15 protein-coding genes and 1 pseudogene are annotated in these 13,664 nt (G+C 60.6%); 1 reads left to right on the top strand and 15 read right to left on the bottom strand.

Annotated elements, in window-relative coordinates:
- The 13 genes and pseudogenes from kefB-GI to ACS0RQ_RS27785 form a co-directional block, all read right to left on the bottom strand.
- Nucleotides 1–1,710, bottom strand: a complete 1,710-nt coding sequence (gene kefB-GI, locus ACS0RQ_RS27845) for a heat resistance system K+/H+ antiporter KefB-GI (RefSeq protein WP_499079351.1) — start codon at nt 1,708–1,710, stop codon at nt 1–3.
- Nucleotides 1,711–1,713: 3 nt separating this feature from the next.
- Nucleotides 1,714–2,154 carry a heat resistance system thioredoxin Trx-GI gene (gene trx-GI, locus ACS0RQ_RS27840; RefSeq protein ID WP_000786814.1) on the bottom strand — a complete coding sequence of 147 codons (441 nt, stop codon included), beginning with the start codon at nt 2,152–2,154 and terminating at the stop codon, nt 1,714–1,716.
- Complete coding sequence (locus ACS0RQ_RS27835) at nt 2,144–3,289, bottom strand: hypothetical protein (protein WP_023329027.1); 1,146 nt, start codon at nt 3,287–3,289, stop codon at nt 2,144–2,146. The genes trx-GI and ACS0RQ_RS27835 overlap by 11 nt, the downstream gene beginning before the upstream one ends.
- A gap of 48 nt (nt 3,290–3,337) precedes the next feature.
- Nucleotides 3,338–3,979 carry a heat resistance membrane protein HdeD-GI gene (gene hdeD-GI, locus ACS0RQ_RS27830; protein WP_023329026.1) on the bottom strand — a complete coding sequence of 214 codons (642 nt, stop codon included), beginning with the start codon at nt 3,977–3,979 and terminating at the stop codon, nt 3,338–3,340.
- An 89-nt stretch (nt 3,980–4,068) separates the two neighbouring features.
- Complete coding sequence (gene yfdX2, locus ACS0RQ_RS27825) at nt 4,069–4,956, bottom strand: heat resistance protein YfdX2 (RefSeq protein WP_013307890.1); 888 nt, start codon at nt 4,954–4,956, stop codon at nt 4,069–4,071.
- Nucleotides 4,957–5,058: 102 nt separating this feature from the next.
- Complete coding sequence (yfdX1, locus tag ACS0RQ_RS27820) at nt 5,059–5,973, bottom strand: heat resistance protein YfdX1 (protein WP_032415013.1); 915 nt, start codon at nt 5,971–5,973, stop codon at nt 5,059–5,061.
- 22 nt (nt 5,974–5,995) lie between these two features.
- A complete protein-coding gene (gene hsp20-GI / locus ACS0RQ_RS27815; protein WP_004118778.1) occupies nt 5,996–6,454 on the bottom strand; it encodes a small heat shock protein sHSP20-GI in 459 nt (152 codons plus the stop codon).
- A gap of 87 nt (nt 6,455–6,541) precedes the next feature.
- Nucleotides 6,542–6,733, bottom strand: a complete 192-nt coding sequence (locus tag ACS0RQ_RS27810) for a hypothetical protein (protein WP_004118789.1) — start codon at nt 6,731–6,733, stop codon at nt 6,542–6,544.
- A pseudogene (locus ACS0RQ_RS27805) lies at nt 6,733–7,369 on the bottom strand (ATP-dependent metallopeptidase FtsH/Yme1/Tma family protein); the annotation flags it as partial. The pseudogene ACS0RQ_RS27805 and the gene ACS0RQ_RS27810, both read right to left, overlap by 1 nt.
- Nucleotides 7,370–7,599: 230 nt before the next feature.
- On the bottom strand, nt 7,600–10,449 hold the full coding sequence (gene clpK / locus ACS0RQ_RS27800) for a heat shock survival AAA family ATPase ClpK (RefSeq protein WP_334634714.1): 2,850 nt from the start codon (nt 10,447–10,449) through the stop codon (nt 7,600–7,602).
- Between the two features lie 105 nt (nt 10,450–10,554).
- Nucleotides 10,555–11,124: a small heat shock protein sHSP20 gene (gene hsp20 / locus ACS0RQ_RS27795; RefSeq protein WP_004118809.1), complete on the bottom strand. Its 570-nt coding sequence runs from the start codon at nt 11,122–11,124 to the stop codon at nt 10,555–10,557.
- Between the two features lie 34 nt (nt 11,125–11,158).
- Nucleotides 11,159–11,440, bottom strand: a complete 282-nt coding sequence (locus tag ACS0RQ_RS27790; protein WP_032738446.1) for a helix-turn-helix domain-containing protein — start codon at nt 11,438–11,440, stop codon at nt 11,159–11,161.
- A 193-nt stretch (nt 11,441–11,633) separates the two neighbouring features.
- Nucleotides 11,634–11,897 carry a hypothetical protein gene (locus ACS0RQ_RS27785; protein ID WP_001295708.1) on the bottom strand — a complete coding sequence of 88 codons (264 nt, stop codon included), beginning with the start codon at nt 11,895–11,897 and terminating at the stop codon, nt 11,634–11,636.
- A gap of 186 nt (nt 11,898–12,083) precedes the next feature.
- Between ACS0RQ_RS27785 and ACS0RQ_RS27780 the strand changes: the two genes are divergently transcribed.
- Nucleotides 12,084–12,781 (top strand): IS1-like element IS1A family transposase gene (locus tag ACS0RQ_RS27780; protein WP_334634863.1). Its coding sequence is split into 2 segments (ribosomal slippage): nt 12,084–12,333 and nt 12,333–12,781, totalling 699 coding nucleotides; the frame shifts between segments, so codons are not numbered across the junction.
- 197 nt (nt 12,782–12,978) lie between these two features.
- Here ACS0RQ_RS27780 and ACS0RQ_RS27775 read toward each other — a convergent pair.
- Both ACS0RQ_RS27775 and vapB read right to left on the bottom strand, forming a co-directional pair.
- Complete coding sequence (locus ACS0RQ_RS27775) at nt 12,979–13,395, bottom strand: type II toxin-antitoxin system VapC family toxin (RefSeq protein ID WP_071196153.1); 417 nt, start codon at nt 13,393–13,395, stop codon at nt 12,979–12,981.
- On the bottom strand, nt 13,392–13,622 hold the full coding sequence (gene vapB / locus ACS0RQ_RS27770) for a type II toxin-antitoxin system VapB family antitoxin (RefSeq protein ID WP_001261276.1): 231 nt from the start codon (nt 13,620–13,622) through the stop codon (nt 13,392–13,394). Before vapB ends, ACS0RQ_RS27775 begins: the two co-directional genes overlap by 4 nt.
- Nucleotides 13,623–13,664: the final 42 nt, after the last annotated feature.

Raw genomic sequence — 13,664 nt, 5'->3', positions numbered from 1 at the left:
CTATGAACTCCCTGGAAAACGGCTGCTGTCGAGACGGCGGCGCATTGCGCTGATGTGTCCTTCAATCAACTCGGTCGACATGCCAAGCGTCGACATCACCTGTTCCGCCAGCCCAATAGCTGCGGCAAAGGATTGCTGATACACGCGCACGTTAGGCATGGCGCGAAATGCATCGGCCGCGGTCGTACTTCTGCATGACACCCACAAGGTTAGCGCCGGACGGCGCTCGGCAATCGCCTGGGCGATGCGCAACGCTTGCTGGGCATGGGCGAACGTTAGCACCACCAAGTGCGCATGCGTCAAGCCGGCAGCCAGCAAGGTATCGGGCCGACTGGCATCGCCATGGAACACCGGCGCGCAGGCGGCACGCGCGGCCTCTACCTTCTGCGCGTCCGCCTCCAGCAGCAGATGCGCCACGCCGGCGTGGCGAAGAATCTCGCTGACTGTCAGGCCAAGCTCGCCCGCGCCGCAAACGATGACATGGTCTCGATATCGCGTCGTCTGCGCGGCGATCTCGACTTCTTCAGCCTGGGGTGGCTGAATGACGCCGCCGGTGCGGCTCAAGAACCGGGCAAGTACATCGTGATGGCGGATCAGTAGCGGTGCCAGGGCCATGCTGAGCACCAGCGCGACCAGCATGGGTTGGACGACGGTCGCGGGGATCAGATGCTGCTGCAAGACCGTGCCCAACAACAGCAGGGCGAACTCGCCGCCGTGCCCCAACGCTATGCCCGTGCGCCAGGCATCGAGGGCGGACAGGCGCGTCGCCCGCAAGGCCAGCGTATTGAGCAGGATCTTGACCGGTACCAGCACCACCAGCCACGCCAGCACCGCCAGCGGTGCCGAAAGAATCTGTGCTGCGTCCAGTTGCAGGCCGATGGTCACGAAGAACACGCCCGACAACACATCGCGAAACGGCCTGAGGTGGCTTTCCATGTGGTGCCGGAAGTCGCTCTCGCCCAGCACCATCCCGGCGAGGAAGGCCCCCAGGGCGGCGGATACGCCGACCGCGTGCGCAGCAGCGGCGGCAGCCACCACCACGCACAAGGAGACGAGCACGAACGATTCCTCGTGGCCCCGCCGCGCCACCCAGCCCAGCAGGCCATGCAACAGACGGCGCGAGACGAGGGCCGCTGCCGCGAACAGCAGCAGCACACCGAATACTTCGAGCAGCACATGCTCGATCTTCGGCGACTCGCCGCGCGCCCAGATCGCCAGCAAGGCCAGCAGGGGCACGCTGGCCAGGTCCTGAAAGACCAGCACGGCGATGGCACTGCGTCCGTGGCGGGTGGTGAGCTCGCCTTGGTCGGCCAGTTGTCGGCTGACCAGCGCCGTGGACGACATGGCCGCCGCAGTGCCGAGCAGCGCGGCGCTCTGGCCGGGCTGCCCCAGCCACATCAATAGCAGGATCAGCGGCGGGGCCACGGCGATCATCTGCAGAGCGCCCGCCATCAGCACCGTCCTGCGGGCGAGCCAGAAGTCTCCGAGGGAGAATTCCAGTCCGACCATGAACAACAGCAGCGCCACGCCCAGCTCGGACAGAAAGCTCAGCGTCTCCCCCGGCGCGATCACGCCGATGACTGAGGGGCCCAGTACAACGCCGACAGAGAGATACCCCAGCAAGGCGGGCACTCTGAACGCCGCCGTGGCCATCGCCGCCAGGCTGCAAGCCGCCAGCAGGATTAGCGTAGTGCCGAGCAAGCCCTGCATCGGTCAGCGCCCCACTTGCGTCGACGTCCAGCGCACGATGTCCTGCGCGCCCATCGCGCCGGCCTGACGGGCGATCTCCCGCCCACCCTGGAACAGGGCGAGCGTCGGGATGCTGCGGATACCGAACTGCGCGGCCAGGTGGGGCTCAGCCTCGGTATTCACCTTCGCCAGCCGGATCCTCGGTTCGAGCTGGTGCGCCGCTTGCTGGAACTGTGGCGCCATCATCTTGCACGGCCCGCACCATGGCGCCCAGAAATCGACCAGCAGCGGCAGATCGCTGCGCTCCACGTGGCGCGAGAACGTCGCCGTAGTCAACTCGATGGGCTCGCCCGTGAACAAGGGCTGCTGGCAGCGGCCACAGTTGGGATGTTCCGATAGCTTCGCAGTCGGTACGCGGTTGATGGACTGGCAATGCGGGCAGACGAGGTGAAGATCATTCTTCATGGTTCGCCTCCTTGGACCACAGTGAGGCTGCCTCGCTTCGGGTCACAGACAATGCCGACCAATCAACGCCTTGGATCCAATCGTTCCCGTTTTTGCTTACTCCGGCCTCTTCCAGATGAGCAGCGATGAATGCTTCGGCCTGCATGAGCCACCTTCGGACAGCATCTTCCTTACTAGGAATCAGCAGGATTTCAGAGACGCTGCTGGCATTCAGCCCGTCCACACGGATAAGCAGAAAAATGCGCCGCCACAAACGCGGCATGTCCTTCAGCAGGTCAAATGCAAAAGCGAACTCGCTCGACCGATCAATCAGCTCCTCCTGTTCCGCGATCGTTGCGACATCGGGATGCTGACTGCCAGCGAAAATATCGGCCAGCTTGAGTGTGTCATCGTGCTGATAAAATTCGAAGATTTCCTCTTCCACCATGGCCTCGGCCACGTCTTGGGCATCCGGTTCGACCGGCGCGTCCAGAGAAACGAATTCGCCAAATTGCCGGCTGCTTGCCACTTCGTTATCCAGGACGGCGAACAGATGCTTCAAAAGACCGGTGTAAGCCTCTTTTTCCCCCGGCACGGATTGCCATTCCACCTTAGCTCGGACAATCGCTTCATCCACCACGTCGCGCAGCGTCGGATAATCGCGCGGTAAATCGCCGACGGCCCGCAGATAAGCCAGCTCACGCCTTGCGACAGCCTCAAGTTTCGACAGTAGAGGCATTCGGGTCACCTCGGCCTCATGGGCGGCTGATGCGGGTTTTGCGGCAATCCGCACCTTGAGCTCGCGCAAGCGCTCGCGTCGTGCTTTGCGCTTGATTTGATCCTGAGCATGCAGTCGGTCAAAATGCTTCTTGGCCTGACGGAACAACGACTGTGCGAGCATCTGCGCGAGGGGCGTCAGCTCGTCATGTGATGCAGTAACGCTGACAATCTTTTTGCCGGGCAGGTGCATATAGCCACTGGCCAGAAATTGCCGCTTGATCTTGTCGCGATCAAGGACGATTTGAAGTCGCGCTGAATCTTTAGTGTGTTTGTCGAGCAATGGCTTGAGGGCGTGCTCGATCACATTTCCCAAAGCTCTCTGCCAAGGTTCATGAAACTCTTTGTCGATAGCTCGATAGCTATATTGTATCTGCATGTATGACTCCTTCGATGTCATTTCTATGGAGGCATGAATCGAGGATGCTCATATCCATAGATTTTGGTTTGGCACGCTCTTACCCCAGGCGCGTTTGCGAAGACTCCAACTCAAGAACAAAAGCGTGACGCCATAGACTGCCGCATGGAAACCCAACAGCCAGCCTGCGGCCACGAATGACTCGACCGGACGGGTAAAAAATATCCACAAGACGATAGCACCAAGGATAATCGAGAGCAGTCCACTGAGGGCAAGCCAGATTTCACCCTTGATTTCCCGACGCAGCCGAACGGCGGCGGATATCTCCAGCACACCGGTGAAAATCGCCCAGAAGCCCACGCTAGCCCATAAAAAAGAAGCCAAGACTATCGTGGCGACCCAAGGAGCAACCAGGACGACGACGCCCGTAAGTATGCCGACAATGCCGCTGAACAGCAGCCAGCCCCAGCGCTCTTTTTTCTGGATATGGCGCACCGCTGCAAACAAGTTGAACGCGCCATTGACCAAGGAAAATGCGCCGAACATGATGGTCATGGCCAACAGAGCCGATTGTGGCATCCAGAACGCGAGGGCTGCAAAAATCAATGCCAAGACACCGCGCAGCACAAAAAGCCACCAATTTTGGCTCAGCGAACACAGTGCTTTGGTGGGGTCATCCGCATTGGAATTGGCGATGGTGTCTGTTTTCATGCAATATCTCCTAAAGATCTATACAAAATAAAAAATCAAACACTCATGGGACAAGAGAGGGGGCGCTATGCGCCCCCTCTCCAGCGGTTTCAGAACAACCTGGACAGTTTTGCCTTGACTTCATCGAGCCAGCCTTTTCCGCAGCCTCCCCCTCCCGTCTTTTCCTTGATTTTCTTGAGTTCAGCGTACAGGGGCTCAAAGTCCTTCCTTTTTCCATAGCCCAGCAGTTCTGCCATTTCCAACTGCTGCCGGGCTTCGTTCAACAATGTCTCCAGGCGCTCATTGGATGCTTCGCTGCGCTGACCATCTTCTACCAGGGGCTCGGCGCGCTTCAGGAGCAGCTTCGCACGCAGGACGGGCAGCGGAAGCACGCTGCGCTCCTCGACCAGCGTGCTGAGCGCTGACTGCAGCGCGGCTTTGGCTTCTTCGATCTTGCCCTGATCGATCAGCGGCACGACTGCCTTCACGGCTGCGGGATAGGACGCCAAAGGGATGCTGGTGACCGTGATCACGATTTCACTGGCCAGCAAAGCCAGCACGTGGCGAGCCTGTTGCACCTCGCCATGTTTGAGGGCATCCAGCGCCTCGTCGGTCATCGCCTCAATGGTTTCCGTGTTGGCGAACAAGTCGTGCACGATGGTGCGCACATCAACGCCGGCCAGGGCGAGCGTGGGTTCGCGCGCGACGATCAGCTCCAGCTTTCCCGTCACTTCGGCCAGCGTTGCCAATGCGCGTGCAGTGTCCTTGCCGTCAAGTGCGGCCAGCGCTGATTTGGTCAGCGACAAGGCCGAGACTGCCTCATCGAGGACTTGTTTACGTTTGTCTGCCGCCTGCGAGTCCGTTTCTTTCTGAACCTCAGGCTGTACCTCCGTGACGACTTCAGGCTTGGACTCTGGACTGACAGGAAGGCTGCTTACCGCGGCCTGTTCGTTTTTTCCTTCGTTCGTCGCATTGGGATTCGGTGTTTGCTCATTCATGGTGATATGCCTCGTATGAGATAGTGAAAATAGGCGAATCTATTGGGGCTGAATGCGAACATCGCGAGACTGACCGACAGAGCAGTCAGCCCCTTCATCACCTCAAAACAGCTTTTGGATGCGCGTCTTCAACTCGTCGAACCATCCCTTGCCGCTTTTGCCACCAGCCGACTTTTGCTCAATGGACTTCACCTGATCGAAGATGGGTTTGAAGTCCGCCTTCTTGCCATAACCCAGGATCTGCGCCATCTCGATCTCCGTGCGCACGGACGACAGCAAGGTGCTGAGCTCCTCGTTCTGCCTGGCATCGCGCCTGTCGGTCTCGGCCAGCTTTTCAGCTTTTGCCATCGCGGCTTCGGCCCGTAGCACGGGCAGAGGAAAGGCGACCGAGGTCACCACCAGCGTGTTCAGTGCTCGGGCGAGTTCCGCTTTGGCGTTGTCGATCTTGCCGCTGTCGATGAGCCGTGCGGCCGACTTGATCGCTGCCGGGTACGTTGCCATCGGAAGGTTGTCGGTTTGGATTACGATTTCGCTGGCCAGATTGGCAACGATGGGCCGGGCCTTTTGCACCTCGCCATCACCCAACAACTCCCGAGACAACTTGACCGCTTTCTTTACCGATTCCACGTTGGCGTGGATATCGTGGGTGATGACGCGTACATCGACCGGCGCCAAAGCAAGTTTGGCGTCGCGTGCCAATACCAGTTCCAGCTTTCCGCTGGCCAGTTCCAGCGCAGCAAGCGCCTCCTTGGTCTTGTTTGCATCAAGGAGGGTCAAAGCCTCCTGGGTCTTGGTGAGCGCCGTGATGGCGTCTTGAGTGAGCTCGGCACGCTTTTTATCGGCTTCCCGGGCGGCCTTGTCATCTACCTGTGGCTGTGCCGCCTTGGATGCGGCAGAGGGTGCTGAAGCACCTGGGCTAGAACCTGCCGCCGATTGGGCCAGAGCCGGTCCGCTCAGTCCGACGACAACCGCCAGGGCAAGTGCGGAGAAGGTGTATTGTGGCTGTTTGATATTCATGATCTTGGGCTCTTGATTGAAGTTAGTTGACTGAGATTTCAATCTGTTTCGGTTTGGCTTGCTCGGCCTTGACAAGCCGCACTTCCAGCACGCCGTCTTTCATGGAAGCCGTCACCTTGGTCGGATCAACGTTGTCAGGCAAGACAAAGCTGCGCACAAAGCGGCCATAGGCACGTTCGATGCGGTGGAACTTCTTGCCCTGCTCCTCTTTTTCCAGTTTGCGCTCGCCGCTGATGGTGAGCACACCGTTTTCCGCGCTGACGCGCACGGCATCCTTGGGGACCTCCGGCAGATCCAGCTTGAGGAGGAATGCGTTCTCATCCTCGCTGATGTCCGCCATTGGAGCCCAGTCCGCCGTGGTCATGGCTTCGTTGCCGGTACGGGCGCCCTGTCGCTGGGGTATTCGTCCGGACATCGTCGCCAGGCGGTTTTGCAATTCATCCAGTTCCCGGAAGGGGTCCCACGGAGTCAATGCAGACATATCGGTTCTCCTTGAACAATGCCGACGAATTGGATGACGCACTGAACAGAGCCGTCGGTTTACTCTGAATGGCAGCTACTACTGTTTTCAGTTCCGAACAAGTCCTTGAGTCAATTGACGGATATCGCTTTCGTCGAGCGTTTCCCGCGCCAGCAGCTCGCGCGCACAGCGCTCCAGCACCGCGCGGTTGATGTCGAGAATCCGGTAGGCGCGCTCGAACACGCCCATCACGATGTCGCGGATAGCCTGATCGATGCGCGCCTGGGTCGATTCGGCCACCCGGCAACAGCCTTGGCCAGCAATGTCTTGCCGGTGCCCGGTGGGCCGACCAGCAACACACCCTTGGGAATGCGCGCCCCGAGACGGCCATAGTCCTGCGGATTCTTCAGGAAATCGACGATCGCGACCAGCTCCGCCTTGGCCTCATCCCCCCCCCGCCACATCGGCGAACGTCACACCGGTGTTCTTTTCCACGAACACCTTGGCGCGGCTCTTACCGATGTTGAGAAACCCGCCCATGCCCTGCTTCTCGGCGAAGCGGCGGAACAGGAAGAACCAGACGCCAAAGAAGGATACCGCTGGCAGGATCCACGACAGCACATCGCTCAGCCAGGTGCTCTCCAACACGCGGGCATAGGGTACGTCGTACTTCGACAGGCGATCGGCAAGATCGGGTTCGACCCTCGTTGCCACGATCGTCGTCTTGCCCCGGCTGTCCGGCGACTTCAGGCGCCCGGTCACCGTACGATCCGACACCAGCACTTCGGCCACGCGCCCCTCGTCCAGCGCCTTCTCGAACTCGCTGTAGGGCACCGGCTCGACGGTTTTCGCCGTCTGCCAGTAGCTCTGCAAACTCAGCAACAGCAGGAGGGCAACGATCCAGTAGCCGGTATTCCATTGATTCTTTTTTTCCATGGACCGTGTTCCTCGAAAGTCGAGTTGCCAGAGGATCAGGTGAACAGACGGGCCGCACCGTCACGCAAACGGATGGCCAGCGAGCGGGAGGGCAGTGCCGCCGCTGATGAGCAGCCCCCACGGCGTGGCCGACCGCGGATCACGCTTGTAGACGACCGCCACCGCGATCGATGCCAGGGAGGCTGCCCATGCCAGGCTGATGGAGTCGGACACGGCAGCCTCGCCCGCCATCAAGATGCGTCGCTCGCCGACTTCTTCTTGCTCGAGTCTTTGCCAGCGTCGCCGTGCGGCGTCTCGGTCGCCTTCGCGACATCCGGCTGCTCCGGCTCGGCCGGGGTCTGCGGTGGCTCTTTGCGTTCGAACACCACGCGTTCGGCCTTGTCGTCCCAGCGTGCGCTGGCGTGATCGCCCTTGCCGATGCCGCCACCGAGCATCTCGCGCGCCAGCGCAGTTTCCAGCTCGCTGCGGATCAGGCGCTTGAGTTCACGCGCACCGAACTCGGGCTTGTAGCCTTCTTCCGCGAAATGGTCGATCAGCGTCTGATCGAAAGTGAGCGTCACGCCCTGGCTGGCGGCGCTGCGCGCCACGCGATCGAGCTGCAGGCCGACGATGTGGCGGATCTCCTCCTTGCCCAGCGCATGGAAGACGATGATCTCGTCGATGCGGTTGAGGAACTCGGGCCGGAAGTGGCCGCGCAGCACGTCCATGACCTCGGCCTTGGTCTTTTCGTACTCCTCGCCAGCCGCCTCACGCGCCTTCAGCCGTCGCTGGATGATGTCCGAACCCAGGTTGGACGTGGCGATGATGATGGTGTTGGTGAAATCCACCACCCGGCCCTTGCCGTCGGTGAGGCGACCGTCGTCGAACACTTGCAGCAGGATGTTGTAGACGTCAGGGTGTGCCTTCTCGATCTCGTCGAGCAGCAGCACGCTGTAGGGCTTGCGCCGCACCTTCTCGGTGAGCTGACCGCCTTCGTCGTAACCGACATAGCCCGGAGGCGCGCCCACCAGCCGCGCCACGGTATGGCGTTCGCCATATTCCGACATGTCGATGCGCAACAGGGCGTGCTCATCGCCGTAGATCGATTCGGCCAATGCCTTGGCGAGCTCGGTCTTGCCCACCCCGGTCGGGCCCAGAAACAGGAAGGTAGCCACCGGTTTACTGCCTTCGCGCAGGCCGGCGCGGGACAGCCGCACGGCATCGGCCACGGCACGGACCGCCTCGTCTTGTCCCACCAGGCGCTCGTGCAGCCGTTGTTCCAAGTGCAGCAGCTTTTCGCGCTCTTCCACCGTCAACTCGTTGACCGGGATGCCGGTCAGGCGCGAGACAACCTGCGCCACGTGTTCCGCCTTGACCTCGGCACTGCCGGAGGCCCGCTCCCGCTCCCAGTCCTCGACGAGCTTCTTGAGCTCGGCCTCCTTGGCTTCGATGCGCTTGCCGAGCTCGGCGGCCTGGTCGTACTGCTTGCGCGCGGCCACGTAATCCTGTTCACGCCGTAGCTGGTGCAGTTCGGACTCCAGCTCCTGCACGGCCACCGGCCGGGCCGTGGCCGACAGCTTCACGCGCGCGGCCGCCTGGTCGAGCAGGTCGATCGCCTTGTCCGGCAGGAAGCGCGCCGTGATGAAGCGGTCGGACAACTCGGCCGCCGCGATGATCGCGTCCTCGGAGATGCTGACCTTGTGGTGCGCCTCGAAGGTGTCGCGCAGGCCGCGCAGAATCATGATGGCCTGGGCCACCGTCGGCTCGGGCACCGTCACCGGCTGGAAGCGCCGCTCCAGTGCGGCATCCTTCTCGATGTATTTCTGGTACTCGTTCAGCGTCGTGGCGCCGATCAGGTTGAGTTCACCGCGCGCCATCATCGGTTTGAACACGTTGGCCACGTCCAGCCCGCCTTCGCCACCGCCCTGGCCGGCACCGACGATGGTGTGCACCTCGTCGATGAACAAAATCAGCTCGCCCTGGTGCTCGGTCACCTCCTTCAGCACCTTCTGCACGCGCTCCTCGAACTCGCCGCGATATTTGGCGCCGGCCACCATGGCGTTGATGTTGAGTTCCACCAGGCGCTTGTCGCGCAAGGTCTCGGGCACTTCACCCGCCACCATGCGCTGCGCCAGCCCTTCGACGATGGCGGTCTTGCCCACACCCGGCTCGCCGATCAGCACCGGGTTGTTCTTCTTGCGCCGGGCCAGCACCTCGATGGTGGTTTCGATCTCCTGCGCGCGGCCGATCACCGGGTCGAGCTTGCCGTCGCGCGCCATCTTGGTCAGGTCGCGCGAGTACTTGTCGAGTTCTGGCGTGTTGGTCGGCGTCTCAGCGCGGCCATCCTCGGCGCCCTTGCCGACCACCTTGCTGACCTGTTGGCGCAGCGCCTGCGGCGTCAGGCCGTAGCGGCGCAGCAGGTTGGCGGCCAGCCCTTCGCCTTCCTCGGCCAGACCGATCAGGAAATGCTCTGGACCGACATAAGAATGGCCGAGTTCATTGGAGGCCACGAAGGCGCGGCTGAGCGCATCCTTCACGCGCGGCGACACGCCGATCTCGCCCTCGAAGGGCTTGTCCCCGCGCTTGGCCTCAGACTCGATCTGCCGCTTGAGGTCATCGACCTTGATCTTGAACTGACCCAGGATGGTCTTGACCACGTCGCTGTCGGCCAGCGCCAGCAGCAGATGTTCGGTATCCACCTCGGAGCGGCCAAATTCGGCAGCGTGTTTGGCGGCCTCCTGCAGCAAGGCTTCCGACTGTTCGCTGATGCGGCTGGCCAACCCACTGCCGCGACGGCGCGGCGCACCCGAACCTGCGGTGGCGGGCTCGCCAAACGAGGCATCGACCACGTCATCGGTATCGGCGGCAACTGGCGTCGCGTCTTCGCCGATGCGGAAGAAGTCACTGCCGAGGAAGTCCTCGAACAGGCCGCTGCGCGAGCCGAACAAGGCTTCCAGCGGCGAAACGGTGCGCTTTTGCTGGCGCACTAATTGCCGGTAATGGTCGTCGCACAACAGCATGGTGCTGTTACGACCGTTGAGATTGGCTTCCACCCGCACGGTGGCGGGTTGGCCGCAGACCTGGCATTGTTTTCTGGCCATGCTGATGCTCCTGAGAAGGTTGACAAGGTTGAGGCGACGAGGCATCGCGAGCCGCGACTCCTCGTCTCGTGCCGGGTTTTTCTTGTGACGAACGAGCCGGCGACGTCAGCCGTTGATCGGGATCGAGCGTCCCTGCTTCGGCGCGCTGACCTCGCGCTTGTCGATCGTGACCGTGAGCACCCCGTTCTTGAACGATGCCTTGATCGAATCCTGGTTGGCGTCGTCAGGCAGGTTCAAGGCACGCTGAAAGCTGCCGTAGGAGCGCTCCACACGGTGGAAGCCACCTTCCTTCTTCTCCTGTTCCTGGCGCTTCTCGCCACGCACCATCAGCACGTCGTTGTCGAGAGTTATCTGGATGTCCTTCTCCTCGACACCGGGCACTTCCAGGGTAATCTTGTACTGCTTGTCGGTTTCCTGGATGTCCAAGGCCGGCTTCAGCATGCCCGACCAATCGGATGGCCACTGCGGCATGTTCAACGCCGGAAAGCCGAAGCCCCGGAATGCGTCATCGAACAGCCGGTCGATTTCCCGATGCAGTTGCAGGATCGGGCTGACTGGCCCGCTCGCCGCTGGCAGGTCATTGCGCTGCACCGGCAGGGAAGAGACGGTCTGCTGCTCTTGCTGCTCGTTCTTGAACCAGTTCCAGGGAGCCAACTTCTTGAAATCGATGTCCATGTCATACCTCCAGAAAAATTGGAAAACGAGTTACTCAAGCCCTTTGCCTGCTGTGACGGGCAGTGCGCCCAGGCGACACGAGCTGCTCGGATGACTTCTGCTGTTCACGCTTGCGCATCACCTCCTTCTTTGCTCCGGCTCGGGTCTGATCATTGATGCACTGATCGATTTCACTTTGACGAAGCCGCCACGTCCCGCCCACCTTGAAAGCCGGAATTTCCCCGTGTGCGGCGAGCCGATAAAGCGTCCGCTTGCCGACTTTCAAGTACGCAGCCAATTCATCGAGCGTGAAAATCACCTGTAGGTGCGCTTTCATCTCACCCTCTCCAATCGCGTCGCTTTGCGGTTCCGGCCAAGGAAATCCTTGCAATACTTTGTAATATTAGACCTACTATGAATAACTTCAAGAGTCAATGTGCAGCGTTCTCCCGCCCCATTGATGCAGGTCAACTGCTCAGGCAATGGACAGCGCCTGGCTCGTCAGCCTGCGTGTGCCACAGGCGCCTCGATCAAACACCGATCCTCACGTTGTAGCCGAGTGCCCGCAGCCCCTTGCTCGTCTGCATGTTCCTTGGCGGAAACTCGTCTGGGCGCGCCCAGACGACGATTTCCCCGAGGCTGCTCAGGCCAACGTGCGGAATTGCCCAGTCGTCGCTGCGGATCGCGTTCCAGAGTCGGGCCGAAACACTTCCGTTGCCCCAGACAACGTAGTTCAACAGTATCCGTCCGGCCAACACACCTTCCCGACACCGCCGCCGAAGGCCATGGCCCATCAAGCGGATTTTCCATGCGCCCTCAGCGCCGTACCTACAGCAAATCTTTCAAGGCTCAGGTCATTCAGGAGTGTTCTGAACCCGGTGCCTCCATCGCAAACATCGCCTTGGGCTACAGCCTAAATGCGGCTGGTGATGCTGCCAACTTACTGATTTAGTGTATGATGGTGTTTTTGAGGTGCTCCAGTGGCTTCTGTTTCTATCAGCTGTCCCTCCTGTTCAGCTACAGACGGGGTGGTGCGTAACGGTAAAAGTACTGCCGGACATCAGCGCTATCTCTGCTCTCACTGCCGTAAAACATGGCAGTTACAGTTCACATACACAGCCTCTCAACCCGGTACGCACCAGAAAATCATTGATATGGCCATGAATGGCGTTGGATGCCGGGCAACCGCCCGCATTATGGGCGTTGGCCTCAACACGATTTTACGTCACTTAAAAAACTCAGGCCGCAGTCGGTAACCTCGCGCATACAGCCGGGCAGTGACGTCATCGTCTGCGCGGAAATGGACGAACAGTGGGGCTACGTCGGGGCTAAATCGCGCCAGCGCTGGCTGTTTTACGCGTATGACAGGCTCCGGAAGACGGTTGTTGCGCACGTATTCGGTGAACGCACTATGGCGACGCTGGGGCGTCTTATGAGCCTGCTGTCACCCTTTGACGTGGTGATATGGATGACGGATGGCTGGCCGCGGTATGAATCCCGCCTGAAGGGAAAGCTGCACGTAATCAGCAAGCGATATACGCAGCGAATTGAGCGGCATAACCTGAATCTGAGGCAGCATCTGGCAAGGCTGGGACGGAAGTCGCTGTCGTTCTCAAAATCGGTGGAGCTGCATGATAAAGTCATCGGGCATTATCTGAACATAAAACACTATCAATAAGTTGGGACCATTACCAGCGGTTATCAGACAATAATCGCTGAAATAGAAAGCTCGCACAATATGAACCTTTCGCACCCACTGGCCAGTCATCCACAGCCCTACTGCGGCGGGAAAGCGTCCTGACAGTCGCATTAAACGTCTGACATGTCCGCCTCTGGCACAAAGCGGACATTATTACCTTCTGTATTCACTTGTGGTCAGTTAACCCAGTCTTCCAGTATCAGGCCCGGCACCCGCGCAAACTCTCTCACATTGTTCGTCACCAGGACGGCGCCGGCCGCGATGGCGTGCCCGGCAATGGCCGTGTCGTTCGGGCCGATCGGCGTCCCGGCGAGGCGCAGCGCCACCCGGATGTCCGTCGTGGCGTCCACCGCGGCCCGGTCCCAGGGCAGGATGGCATCGAGGCGCGCGCAGAACGCGTCGACCAGCTGAATATGGCGCGGCGAGGCCTTCGGGCCGGTGGCGCCGAAGCGCATCTCGGCATACGTCACGGCCGAGACCACAATGCGATCACCGCGCAGCACCGCCTGCTCCAGGCGCTTCAGTACCGCTGCCGGCTGCTCGCGCATGATGAACGAGCAGATGTTAGTATCGAGCATCCAGGTTTTCTTCATGGCTCAAAGCGTCCTTCATCGCTGACCACATCCTCACGCTCCGCCATAAAGTCCGGATCGGCCCTGTCCAGCTGCGCGAACGAGCCCCAGGTCGGCCGGACGGGACGCAGAATGATGCTGTCCCCTTCCCGGACGATCTCCAGCTCGCTGACGCCGTCAAAATCCAGGTCCCGGGGCAGACGGATGGCGCGGTTATTGCCGTTTTTAAATATCGAAACTGTGCGCATGGATGTTCCTCCGGCTGATCATGCATGATGTGTAAGTGCATA

The organism is Phytobacter diazotrophicus (assembly GCF_052061655.1).
Classification (GTDB): Bacteria; Pseudomonadota; Gammaproteobacteria; order Enterobacterales; family Enterobacteriaceae; genus Phytobacter; species Phytobacter diazotrophicus.
Note: the sequence above shows the minus strand (reverse complement) of the source record. Positions and strands in the feature narration are given on the sequence as shown.

Bases quoted from the DNA above. Each gene is read 5' to 3' on its own strand.
- ACS0RQ_RS27790 (WP_032738446.1), bottom strand. From the start codon at position 11,440: ATGAAAGCGCACCTACAGGTGATTTTCACGCTCGATGAATTGGCTGCG.
- ACS0RQ_RS27835 (WP_023329027.1), bottom strand. From the start codon at position 3,289: ATGCAGATACAATATAGCTATCGAGCTATCGACAAAGAGTTTCATGAA.
- hsp20-GI (WP_004118778.1), bottom strand. From the start codon at position 6,454: ATGTCTGCATTGACTCCGTGGGACCCCTTCCGGGAACTGGATGAATTG.
- trx-GI (WP_000786814.1), bottom strand. From the start codon at position 2,154: ATGAAGAATGATCTTCACCTCGTCTGCCCGCATTGCCAGTCCATCAAC.
- hsp20 (WP_004118809.1), bottom strand. From the start codon at position 11,124: ATGGACATCGATTTCAAGAAGTTGGCTCCCTGGAACTGGTTCAAGAAC.
- vapB (WP_001261276.1), bottom strand. From the start codon at position 13,622: ATGCGCACAGTTTCGATATTTAAAAACGGCAATAACCGCGCCATCCGT.
- clpK (WP_334634714.1), bottom strand. From the start codon at position 10,449: ATGGCCAGAAAACAATGCCAGGTCTGCGGCCAACCCGCCACCGTGCGG.
- yfdX2 (WP_013307890.1), bottom strand. From the start codon at position 4,956: ATGAATGAGCAAACACCGAATCCCAATGCGACGAACGAAGGAAAAAAC.
- hdeD-GI (WP_023329026.1), bottom strand. From the start codon at position 3,979: ATGAAAACAGACACCATCGCCAATTCCAATGCGGATGACCCCACCAAA.
- kefB-GI (WP_499079351.1), bottom strand. From the start codon at position 1,710: ATGCAGGGCTTGCTCGGCACTACGCTAATCCTGCTGGCGGCTTGCAGC.
- yfdX1 (WP_032415013.1), bottom strand. From the start codon at position 5,973: ATGAATATCAAACAGCCACAATACACCTTCTCCGCACTTGCCCTGGCG.
- ACS0RQ_RS27775 (WP_071196153.1), bottom strand. From the start codon at position 13,395: ATGAAGAAAACCTGGATGCTCGATACTAACATCTGCTCGTTCATCATG.
- ACS0RQ_RS27785 (WP_001295708.1), bottom strand. From the start codon at position 11,897: ATGGGCCATGGCCTTCGGCGGCGGTGTCGGGAAGGTGTGTTGGCCGGA.